An 11,419-nucleotide genomic window follows, 5' to 3' on the forward strand; every position below is an offset into this window, starting at 1 on the left:
AGTTATTTGTTCCACGTTTCATCTGTGCTTGCGTGTTTCCTGTTTGATAAATTTCTCGCATCCGTCGCAAGCTAACTCGTTCTAAGCGATTGACAATCCTAGTAATAAGTTCTGGCCCAACGATGGGTTTGCTCACAAAATCATCTGCACCAACCGCAAAAACCTGATTAACAATATCAGCATCGTTATGAACTGTGAGAAATAGGATTGGTAGTTCACTCCATTGGGGATCATTGCGTACGACTTGACAAATTTCTATACCATTTATCCCTAGTATTTCTACATCAAGAATGAGTAAATCTGGCGTGACTGCTTCCAGAGTTTCCCAAAATTGAAGGGGATTTTCCAAGAATGTAACTTTGATTCCCCAAGGTATAAGTAACTTTTGTAACAAAGTACCTATTTTTGGATCATTGTCTACAGCTAGTATGTGTGCTTCTGCATGGGGAGATTCTTGCAACACTTGATTGACTGCTTCTAGCACTTGGTTAGCAGACATCGGCTTGGGTAAAAAGGTGTGTCCACCATTGCGAGCAGCTTGTAAACGGTTACTAAAATCACTGTTTTTGGTCAAAATTATTACTGGTACAGGAGGTTTACGCTCATGCAACTCTGCTAACAGGTTGAAACTGTCTTGGTGATTTGAAGAAATATCCGGGTCTAGCAATACGATACTAGGATGATTTTGATACAGAATATTTCTGGCAATTGTAGTGTCTGTCGCGATCGCCACCTGTAAATTTTTGTGAGTAGCTGCTTGTTGAATTTGTGCGGTGAAAGTGCGATCGCAATCTACCACCAACAACAAAGGATGCTCATCTTCAGAATGGAAGCTAGATGCTGAAAACGCAGTGACGTGGTGAGCAGCGCGTTGCGGAGGTCGCTTCGCGTCTACCCTCCGTTGTAGCGACTGCGTTCGCGCAGCGTCCCGGAGGGAACTACCCGAAGGGTGACGTGGTGACGCAGAGAATATTTCATCTGTATTCCCCGTGTTCCCTTGTCCGCCTTGTCCCCATCTACTCTTCTCTTCTCTACCTGGTTTTAACCGATAACCAATACCATAGACTGTTTCAATTAAATCCCCTGGCGCACCCACAGCTTTTAATTTTTGCCGTAATCCTTTAATATGGGTACGAACAGCCTCTTCTCCTGGTATGTCCTCATACGACCAGAGATGCTCCAAAATCATCCCGCAGCTAAAAACTCGGCGACTATTTCGCAAAAACAGCTCCAGCAAAGCATATTCCTTGGGAGTTAATGATAATAGCTCTTCAGCATACATAACCTCACAACTTGTGGGATCAAGCCGCAAATTATCCCATTCCAAAACTGGTGGGGATACTACACTACCACGACGTAACAGCGCCCTGATCCGAGCAACTAATTCTTCTTCATCAAAGGGTTTGACAAGGTAGTCATCTGCACCAGCATCCAAACCAATCGCCTTTTCATGGCTACTATCACAACCAGTCAATAATAAAATTGGCATTTGCAAACCACGCGCTCTGATTTGCCGACACAGAGTGATACCATCTATCTCTGGCAGGATAACATCTAAAAGAATTAAATCGTAATCATAAGTTTGGATTAAATCCCAAGCTGTCTGACCATTCGAGGCTGCTTCCACAGCATAATTGTAACTAGTAAGGACAGCAGCAAGCACATGGGCAACCAGCTCATCATCCTCGACGATTAATATTTTCATTTTAAAGAGTTAAATTATATTAATCAGAGCCAAAACTTACATAGGAATCTGGTTTGGTTTATGAACTTATTAGTTGAGCCGGGGAACGCTTAACAGAAAGTGTACTAAGTTCTATTCAAAAATCAAATGGGAATCCTACAGACGTAAATAATTAAAATTTAGGTATGAATCCGAATGTAGAGACACGATATATCGTGTCTCTACAAAGATTTTGGCATTACGCAAAATCATTTTCATACATTAAATCAGCAATGCCAAAAAAATAGTCATCATTGTGATCTTAAATAAAGATATCAACAAGAGTTGATCTCGCTTTACAAATGTCTAACCTTATTTTACAGATATTATTAAAGGAATATAATCGTGAGTTTTTTTATCGGTTGTGCTGTTTGGGCGTATAAAGGTTGGGTAGGCGAACTTTTTCCTCCAGGTACTCGACCAGCTGATTTTCTCCATCTCTACAGCCGTCGTTTCACAACAGTGGAAGGTAATACTACATTCTACGCTACACCAAATCAAGAAACTGTAGCTCGATGGGCAACTGATACACCACCAGGTTTTGAATTTTGCTTAAAACTACCACGAGATATTACTCACAACCAACAACTGCAACCTTATATTTCTGATGCTGGGAAATTTATCGAGAGGATGCGTCCATTAGGTAAGCGTCTTGGCCCGATTTTTGCCCAACTACCCCCTAGTTATGCACCGACATTAATTGACGATCTCACCGCTTTTTTGTCAGCTTGGCCTCATACAGAAATACCACTAGCCTTAGAAGTGCGACACCGCGACTGGTTCAAAGAACCCCATGCGAGTAATTTAACTGCACTCTTAGAAAAATTGGGCGTGGGAAGAGTATTGCTAGACTCTCGCCCGATCTACACTGGCGAAGACGATCCTCAGCTACAATCAGAACGACGCAAACCCAAACTACCAGTACAATTTAGCATCACAGCACCTTTTAGCTTGATTCGATTTATTTCCCATCCCAATTTAGAAATTAATCAGCCTTTTATGACAGAGTGGGTTACACAAATTCAGCAATGGTTGCAGCAGGGAAAGCAAATATATTTCTTTGTCCATTGTCCCATTGAAGAGCGATCGCCAAGCACAGCCCGTTACTTCCAAAAATTACTCGCACAAAGCGGTGTCAAAGTCCCACCCCTACCCTGGGATAACTTAGATTCTCCACCTAATCAACTGAATCTTTGGTAATTGGTCATTGGACATTAGTAGAGACGCGATTAATCGCGTCTCTACAATAGTTATAATTTTGAATTTTGTACGCCCTTGGCGTTCCTGAAGGGTATTTTGAATTATTTTGTCCCCAATCCCTTCACAAACCCAAATGCTTTTGCAAAGCTTGACGCATCACATCTACTGGTACACTTTCCTGTTGTAACCAGATTTTTAATGCTGCTGCACCTTGTTGGACAAGCATTTCTAGTCCATCGATGGTGGTTGCACCTACCTGTTGCGCCTGTTGTAAAAATTTTGTTGGGTTGGGGGTGTAGATTAAATCGTAGGCGATCGCTTGTGGTGATAAATTTGCCATTTCTGCTGCACTTAAAGGTGATTCATCTACCTTGGGGTACATACCGATGGGAGTTGTGTTGACGAGTAAATTCGCTTGCGGAATTAATTTGGGTAATTCATCCCATTTGTGAACACTAAGATTAACTTGCAGTGGGGAATTTTCCCAACTTTTAGAAAAATCTCGTAATCGCTGGACATTTCGCCCGACAACATGAATTTCTGCACATCCCAACTGTGTACAACCTGCTACTACTGCTCTAGCAGCACCACCATTCCCTAAAATTACTGCGACTTTCTGACTCCAATCTTGATGATATGTTTGTAAAGGAGCAAGAAATCCTTCGACATCAGTGTTAGTACCTATCCAAGAGTTATTTTTGTTAGTAACTGTATTAACTGCCCCTATAGCTTGAGCTATGGGTTCCACTGCTGATAAAAGTGGTATGATTGCCTGTTTATGAGGAATTGTGACACTAAAACCCACAACACCAATAGCTGCAAACCCGTAAACCGCCGTGTATAAATCTTCTGGTTTAATGGGAAAGGGCAGATAGATGTAATCTATTACCAATTGAGCGATCGCTGCATTGTGCATAACTGGCGACAGTGAATGTTCCACTGGATGTCCGATGACTCCGAGAAGTTTGGTTTTTCCTGTAATCAATTGTTTGTCCTTTGTCATTGGTTATTAGTGATTAGTCATTAGTCATTAGTCATTAGTTCTTTGTTAGTTATTCACTGCTAACTACATAATCATTAGCCTACAATTATTAGAGGTGACTTAACATTTCTTTGGAATCATGCAGGCAACAATAGCCTCCTCTACAATCCCTATCCCTGGCAAAAATTGGCAGTGGCGAGGGTATAACATTTACTATGTACAAGCAGGAAAACCCCAACCCCAACATCCGCCTTTACTGTTAGTGCATGGGTTTGGTGCTTCTACTGACCACTGGCGCAAAAACATTGCTGAACTACAGCACGATTTTGAAGTCTGGGCTATAGATCTTTTAGGATTCGGACGTTCAGCCAAGCCAAAATTGGAGTATAGCGGTGATCTGTGGCGCGATCAGCTCTATGACTTTATCACTCAAGTCATAGGTCAAAGAGCAGTCTTAGTAGGTAATTCTCTGGGTGGCTATGCTAGCTTGTGTGTTGCAGCCCAACGTTGTGATGCAGTGGCGGGTTTAGTATTATTAAACAGCGCTGGGCCATTTAATGAGAACGAGCATACAGCAGAACCAGAAGCACTGCAAACTCAAATAGAACCACCCCAACAGCCAGATAATTTGCAGAAACTTTTGGGTGATGTTGCCAAATGGATTTTTCAACAACCTTTTGCCCAGTTTCTATTATTTCACTACGTCCGGCAAAAAAGCGTTATTCGTCAAACTCTAGAAAAAGTTTATCTTGACAAAAGCGCAATTACAGAACAATTAATAGAAGAAATTTCTCGCCCTGCTTATGATCAAGGTGCTTTCGATGTCTTTTCTTCGGTGTTTAGAACTCCCCAAGGTGAAAAAGTAGATATGCTACTTAAGCAATTAACTTGTCAGCTACTACTATTGTGGGGAGAAGCTGATCCTTGGATTAACGCTAGAGAACGTTCCCAAAAATTTCGTCAATATTATCCTCAACTGACAGAACACTTTCTACGGGCGGGTCATTGTCCCCATGATGAAGTACCAGATCAGGTTAATTCCTTACTGCGGGAATGGGTTTTTTCTGTAGTTAGTGGTTAAGTGGTCTGTCCCATTAATTTTGAGGAGTTATAGATCCCCGACTTTTTAAAAAAGTTGGGGATCTGATGTATCTGATGTATTTGAAGTTGCAAAATTGTTTTATTGATGAGCGATCGCCCAGTCGAAAAGCGACTACACCTGGATTCCTCACAAGTGGGTGGGGGGTTCTACGCACTCTTCAAATTCACGTTCTCACAAAAATTGTTTGTTCTCATCCATAGAGAACATCAAAGCGTTTGTTCAATACGTTTTAACCTTGCTTATTAACGTTCTTTCATCCATAGAGAACATCAAAACGTTTGTTCAATACGTTTCAACGTTGCTTATTAACGTTCTTTCATCCATAGAGAACATCAAAACGTTTGTTCAATACGTTTCAACGTTGCTTATTAACGTTCTTTCATCCATAGAGAACATTAAAGCGTTTGTTCAATACGTTTCAACGTTGCTTATTAACGAGAACCCATTCACAACAAACAAGAAAGCGATGCTGCAAAGCAGCCGCTACGCGATCGCAAATAACAATAGAACTCTTGCATAAATATTTTGTGGTACGATTGGGGGTTATTTAAATTTCAGTTTTTGGTAATTGAAATAGTAAGAATATATCATTTTTTTGAGTAAATATTATCAGGCGATCGCTCACTAAAAAAATTGACAAGCTGCGTCCTAATGAAGATGGCTATAGCTATACCAAAAAGCGTGTTTCTGTGAAGCAATAATCTCCCGCTACACTGCGAAGCAGTGTAGCGGTGAGAGTTTAAAAAGTAAAAAGTAAAAAATAAAAAGTAAAAAGATAATCCCCATAAATAAATTTAGGGGCTTAGTACCAGCACTTTTTCTTAGGAAGTGCCTTTTGAATGAGTGACTTTTGCCTTGTTTGGTCAATATATTCACTCTTTACTGTTAACTGTTAACTGACTTAACCTTTCACACAAACAACTTGCTTGAGTGTAGCTACAACTTCTACTAAATCAGCTTGGTTTGCCATTACTTGATCGATAGGTTTATACGCACTGGGAATTTCATCCAAAACGCCTGTATCTTTGCGACATTCTACACCCTTTGTTTGCTCGATCAAATCATCAAGAGTATAGACATTTTTTGCTTTACTTCTTGATAGTAAGCGTCCAGCGCCGTGGCTACAAGAACAGAAACTATTAGCACAACCTTTACCTTTGACAATAAAGGATTTTGCCCCCATTGAACCAGGGATAATGCCATAATCTTCTGTTTGGGCGCGAACAGCACCTTTGCGAGTTACATATACTTCCTCACCGAAATGTAATTCTTTTTCAGCATAGTTATGATGGCAATTTACCTCTAGTAAAGCTTTTGTCGCCTTCCCACCCGCTAGATGCTTTTCGATAATACGCTTGAAACGTGCCATCATGACATCGCGGTTAAAACGTGCATATTCTTGCGCCCACTGTAAATCATGCCAATAGGCTTTAAATTCTGGTGTATTAGCCACAAAGTAAGCTAAATCTGGATCAGGTAATTTATTACCTGCCATTTTTGCTAATTCTTTAGCTGTACTAATGTGAGACTGTGCCAGCATATTGCCAATATGACGCGAACCAGAATGCAGCATCAACCAAACTTGGTTCTCTGTATCGAGACAAACTTCTACAAAGTGATTTCCACCACCGAGAGAACCCATTTGTCGCATCGCTTTTTCTTGTAAGTTTTGTACTCCTGGATGCAAGTCTTTAAACTCTCGCCAATTTTGCCAATTAGTTACAGGCTTTTCAACTTCTTTATTGTCGTTGAAACCTGTAGGAATTGCTGCTTCAATATCCAAGCGAATTTTTTTGAGTTTTCCTTCTAATTGTTCACCTTTAAAAGGTGTTTTGATAGCAGCCATACCGCAACCAATATCAACACCCACAGCCGCAGGAATAATTGCTTCTTTAGTTGCAATTACAGAACCAACTAAGGCTCCTTTACCTAAGTGAACATCTGGCATTAATGCCACGTGTTTAAACACAAATGGTAGTGAAGCCACATTTTTTGCCATCTTGATTTCTTCTGAACCCAAGAGGTGATTTGCCCAAGATAAAACTGGGGATGCTGTGGAGATTTCTAATTCTTCGTAAGGCATATTTTTACAAAATTAATCACTAGTATTTGCTTGGTAGTTGCTGACAAAAGATAATAAGTAACAAAAATAACTCATCATAACTTTTGAAATCATAAATCACTATCTTTGGCAGGTAGTTGTTAGTAATACGGTTGTAGTGCAAAAGTAGTCTAAATGTCAATCTGATTTCTCAATAAAAACTAGCTTTGACAAAAATATATTAAAATTTGTAAATAAAATGAATGTTTTATAGATACACCTTCACGAAAATCCTATGACGGTTCATAATAATACAATCTGGGAGCGCTTTTTATCACCTGTAGTACGTCTTTTCATCGATGAAGAAGAGTTACAGCGTTATGCCAAGAGTGTGGATTGGGAGAAACAAAGCGATCGCTTTCGACGTATTGATGTGACAGTCCCTACTTACTACAGTAGCCAAAATTTCCACGGCATAGAAGGCGGATATCTCAACTCTGGTGCGGCGGTTAGCTACGATGCTATTACCCAATACGTTTTACCACCGAATGAAACTTGGATACGTCAGGCTTTGATTGATGCGATCAAAGTTGTGCCGCAACGAATAATAGACTTAGGCTGCGGTACAGGTTCAACAACATTAATGCTCAAGCAGGCTTTTCCTGACGCTGAAGTTATTGGTTTAGATTTATCGCCTTACATGTTAGTAAGAGCTGCTCATAAAGCCGAAAGTGCTAACTTACATATACATTGGCGACATGGAACTGCGGAAAATACGAAATTAGCAAGTAATTCTTTTGACTTAGTAACAGCGAGTTTGTTGTTTCATGAGACACCACCAGCAATTTCTGAGACAATTCTGCGTGAAGCATTTCGCTTATTACGTGTTGGTGGACAAGTGGTAATCTTAGATGGAAACCAGAAGATCCTACGTCAAACAGAATGGCTCGATAATGTATTTGAAGAACCTTATATTCGTGAGTATGGAAATGGTAGTGTGGATGCATGGATGGGTGCAGCAGGATTTGCCGCAGTACAAACTCAGGATGTGTGGTGGACAAATCAGGTGACTAGTGGTACAAAACCGATTTCCACAACAGAAGAAACTGTACAAACACAAGGGCGACAGTACACTCCAAACTCACAAGATAGCATACTGGATAATAACGATTTACAGGGTTTTCCATCTCCAGCTTTTGATACAACCGCATGACTTTAAAGGCAGTTTTATTTGATTTTAATGGCGTGATCATTGATGATGAATCCATCCATCTACAATTGATTGATGAGATTCTGATTCAAGAAAATCTCCAACCTCAACACCAAGATGAACGCCAAGCTTCTCTAGGTAGAAGCGATCGCGCTTGTTTTCAGGATTTACTAACTCGTCGCGGTAGAGTTATGAATGAACAGTCTTTAACTCAACTGCTGACAAAAAAGGCACAGTTATATGCACGGGAAATAGAAAAACTCGAAAAACTGCCTTTGTATCCGGGTTTAGATGACTTGATCTTTCAAGTGCGATCGCACAACTTAAACTTAGCATTAGTCAGTGGTGCAATTCGTCAAGAAATAGAACTCGTTCTAGAACGTGCCAAACTAACTGAATACTTTCGTGTGATTGTCGCTGGAGATGACATCACTACAAGTAAACCAGAACCTGATGGTTATTTGTTAGCAGTAGAATGTCTCAACCAAGCATATCCAGCGTTGAACCTACAACCAAGCGAGTGTTTAGCAATTGAAGATACCCCAGCTGGTATCCAAGCAGCAAAACGCGCTGGTATGCAAGTTGTGGGTATAGCGAATACTTATCCCTTCCATATGCTTCAGCGTCTAGCAAATTGGACTGTAGATTATCTCACTGATTTGGAACTAGAACGCGTGCAGGAAGTGTATTTACAAAAACACTGTCAACCAACCGCAGGTGAGTGTTAACATAGGAAATTGTTGGTGGTTGCTTGGAACTAACAACTAAATTTGGGGAATTAGCTCAGTTGGTAGAGTGCTGCGATCGCACCGCAGAGGCCAGGGGTTCGAGTCTCCTATTCTCCATTAAACTCAAATCCTTATATATCAACCGCTTCGGCGGTTTTTCACATCGGGGTTTGGGTGCTTCTATTGTCAATAATTATAGCTTGAGATACGGCAAATCACGATAATCCTAGATAATTACTAGATAAGGATTATCTAGAATCGAGGCAACTATGCCACGCAAATCGAGCAAAGAATTGGTCAAGGTTCAGAACTGTAACGGCAGACTGAGACTGTACTGGTTGTACCAAGGGAAGGCTTACTATTTGTACTTAGGGCTACCGGATGGAGTAGCGGCTCGTAACGCAGCTACCAGTAAAGCAGCGATCATTGCCAATGACCTGATTACCAATAACTTCGATACCACCCTCAACAAGTACAAACCGGAAGAACAAAGAACAGACCGTTTGAGCGCATCAGAATTAATGCAGAAATTCGCCGACACCAGGCGCAGTAAGTTGGATGCTCAAACACTGACCAAATACAAAATTATCGCAGACCATCTCAAAGAAGTTTTCAACAACAAACCAGCCTACGAAATCAACGAAGTACATACCGAAAAATTTAAAAAATTTCTCCTTGAACGACAAAAACCGATTACAGTCCGCGATCGCTTATCGGTTTTAAAGTCCTGTTGGGCTTGGGCAATTAAACATAAGCTCCTTCCCGAAAATAATCCTTGGACGGAAACACTAACAGGACTAAAGGTTCCTAAAAAACCTCGTCCCAAACCTTTTACAAAAGAAGAATGCGAAGTAATTCTCGAAGGTTTTCGCAACCACGAATACTACAGTCACTATACAGACTATGTAGAATTCATGTTTTTGACTGGCTGTAGACCCGGAGAAGCTATAGGACTACAATGGAAACACCTCTGGGATGATTGCTCCGTGATGTGGATTGGAGAAACCTTGGTAAGAGGCAAGCGAAAAAGTACAAAGACTGACAAAGATAGATACGTCAAACTTTCTAAACGAGTTCAGGAGATTTTGCTGAATCGACGTGGAGACAACTGGGAACCTGAAGATTTAGTGTTTACAGGACCGAAGGGCGCTCCCATGAACGATAACAATTTTTGTAAAAGAATATGGAAAACAGTACTGCAATCAGTAGGAGTGACCTACCGCAAGCCCTACACAACTCGCTCTACGTTAATTTCTCATTGGCTTCAACAAGGTGAAAATCCAGTGGTAATTGCTGAATCGACCGGACACGATGTGAGAGTACTTCTCGACTCCTATGCTGGAGTCGTAATCCACCAGCCGGAAACTCATGATTTTCTTAGTTAGCTTTTCTCCGCCCTTGATTGCTAGGCAATGATTTTAAGTAGTGGTCTATTGCTCGTTGATGGGCATTTGGATCTTGCTGATTGATTAGCCAATCAGTCAGCAGTTCTAGGTTGTAGCGCTTATGTCCTCCAGGAAGAACAGAGTAATGTACCCCAGCAATCAACAATCCTTTGTTGATATAATCTCCAAGCGCTTTTGCCGAAATATCTAAACGTTCTTGAATTTTAGAAGTTGAGACAAAGTGATACTCCATTGGCTGCATCAAGGGTAGAACTATACAATCAGCTAGAAATTACTATCCCACTTTCAGCGATCGCAGGTCTAAACTCCTCCACCTGAATTTCCAACATCTCAGACAAGTCATAATCACTAACACAGTAAATTCATTGAGGAATAAACCTTACTTTACTTATTCAGCAATATCCATTTTTACAAGACAAAGAGCATACTAATCTATCCCCAAAAAAGCGTTTTCACTCAAATGTATTACGTGAAGTTGTTTGGTGATGAACTCAGCACTTTGGTTTATTTATACATAATTTATCTATTTTGTGGCAATTTTTTATCTTTAAATGTCAGAAAATTATAGGATTTATACTTTGCCAATTTTAATATAGATACCCACTATCACTAAAGCGATAGGCTTGTTTAGCACTAAAGCAATAAATTAGTTCACGCCTTTAGAAAGAGCGCTATCCAAAGCCTTTAACAGAAAATAGGCATAATTATTTCTCAAGCCCAATCTTATGAGTGAGGCAATGATTTGCTCTTTAATCACCGAATCTCAAGATTTACAATACATCTTTGATATACTTAATCAAGTATTAGATAATAATCATGTATTAGGCTCTATCAAAGATGTACAAACTGCTTTAAAAGAAGTCAGCTTAGAACACGGTAGGGAAATTCAAATGAATTTGATATTTGAGGAAAACTACCTAACCGGATTTAACTTTTCATTCACAAACGAACCTACAAAAACTACTGCTACAATGTAGTTTTTCACTCTCCCCCCACAAACGAGAGTTTGCAGCGTAGGTAAAAGCAA

The 11,419-nt window shown here is 40.3% G+C and carries 9 protein-coding genes, 1 tRNA gene and 1 pseudogene; 7 read left to right on the forward strand and 4 right to left on the reverse strand.

Annotated elements, in window-relative coordinates; translation table 11 throughout:
• Positions 1-7: 7 nt before the first annotated feature.
• Positions 8-1,705: pseudogene (locus tag AC5JMK_RS26240) on the reverse strand (response regulator); the annotation flags it as partial.
• Positions 1,706-2,068: 363 nt separating this feature from the next.
• Here AC5JMK_RS26240 and AC5JMK_RS26245 point away from each other — a divergent pair.
• On the forward strand, positions 2,069-2,923 hold the full coding sequence (locus AC5JMK_RS26245; protein WP_096676095.1) for a DUF72 domain-containing protein: 855 nt from the start codon (positions 2,069-2,071) through the stop codon (positions 2,921-2,923).
• A gap of 121 nt (positions 2,924-3,044) precedes the next feature.
• On the opposite strand, the gene AC5JMK_RS26250 is transcribed toward AC5JMK_RS26245, so the two are convergent.
• Positions 3,045-3,926, reverse strand: coding sequence for a shikimate dehydrogenase (locus tag AC5JMK_RS26250; protein WP_495911324.1), 882 nt, complete (start codon positions 3,924-3,926; stop codon positions 3,045-3,047).
• 118 nt (positions 3,927-4,044) lie between these two features.
• On the opposite strand from AC5JMK_RS26250, the gene AC5JMK_RS26255 reads away from it, so the two are divergent.
• Positions 4,045-4,986 carry an alpha/beta fold hydrolase gene (locus tag AC5JMK_RS26255; RefSeq protein ID WP_096676097.1) on the forward strand — a complete coding sequence of 314 codons (942 nt, stop codon included), beginning with the start codon at positions 4,045-4,047 and terminating at the stop codon, positions 4,984-4,986.
• 922 nt (positions 4,987-5,908) lie between these two features.
• On the opposite strand, the gene AC5JMK_RS26260 is transcribed toward AC5JMK_RS26255, so the two are convergent.
• On the reverse strand, positions 5,909-7,090 hold the full coding sequence (locus tag AC5JMK_RS26260; RefSeq protein ID WP_096676098.1) for an RtcB family protein: 1,182 nt from the start codon (positions 7,088-7,090) through the stop codon (positions 5,909-5,911).
• A 253-nt stretch (positions 7,091-7,343) separates the two neighbouring features.
• On the opposite strand from AC5JMK_RS26260, the gene AC5JMK_RS26265 reads away from it, so the two are divergent.
• From AC5JMK_RS26265 to AC5JMK_RS26280, 4 genes are all read left to right on the forward strand, one after another.
• The gene (locus AC5JMK_RS26265) at positions 7,344-8,261 is read left to right on the forward strand and encodes a class I SAM-dependent methyltransferase (protein WP_495911325.1); all 918 of its coding nucleotides are present in this window, start codon (positions 7,344-7,346) and stop codon (positions 8,259-8,261) included.
• Positions 8,258-8,986: an HAD family hydrolase gene (locus AC5JMK_RS26270; RefSeq protein ID WP_096676100.1), complete on the forward strand. Its 729-nt coding sequence runs from the start codon at positions 8,258-8,260 to the stop codon at positions 8,984-8,986. Before AC5JMK_RS26265 ends, AC5JMK_RS26270 begins: the two co-directional genes overlap by 4 nt.
• A gap of 44 nt (positions 8,987-9,030) precedes the next feature.
• A tRNA-Ala gene (locus AC5JMK_RS26275) sits at positions 9,031-9,103 on the forward strand.
• A gap of 152 nt (positions 9,104-9,255) precedes the next feature.
• A complete protein-coding gene (locus tag AC5JMK_RS26280; RefSeq protein WP_495911326.1) occupies positions 9,256-10,371 on the forward strand; it encodes a tyrosine-type recombinase/integrase in 1,116 nt (371 codons plus the stop codon).
• Here the strand turns inward: AC5JMK_RS26280 and AC5JMK_RS26285 are convergent.
• Positions 10,364-10,636: a MerR family transcriptional regulator gene (locus tag AC5JMK_RS26285; RefSeq protein ID WP_495911327.1), complete on the reverse strand. Its 273-nt coding sequence runs from the start codon at positions 10,634-10,636 to the stop codon at positions 10,364-10,366. The two genes, AC5JMK_RS26280 and AC5JMK_RS26285, sit on opposite strands and share 8 nt — an antisense overlap.
• A gap of 481 nt (positions 10,637-11,117) precedes the next feature.
• Between AC5JMK_RS26285 and AC5JMK_RS26290 the strand changes: the two genes are divergently transcribed.
• Positions 11,118-11,369 carry a hypothetical protein gene (locus tag AC5JMK_RS26290; protein ID WP_495911328.1) on the forward strand — a complete coding sequence of 84 codons (252 nt, stop codon included), beginning with the start codon at positions 11,118-11,120 and terminating at the stop codon, positions 11,367-11,369.
• Positions 11,370-11,419: the final 50 nt, after the last annotated feature.

It is taken from the genome of Pelatocladus sp. (assembly GCF_059505505.1).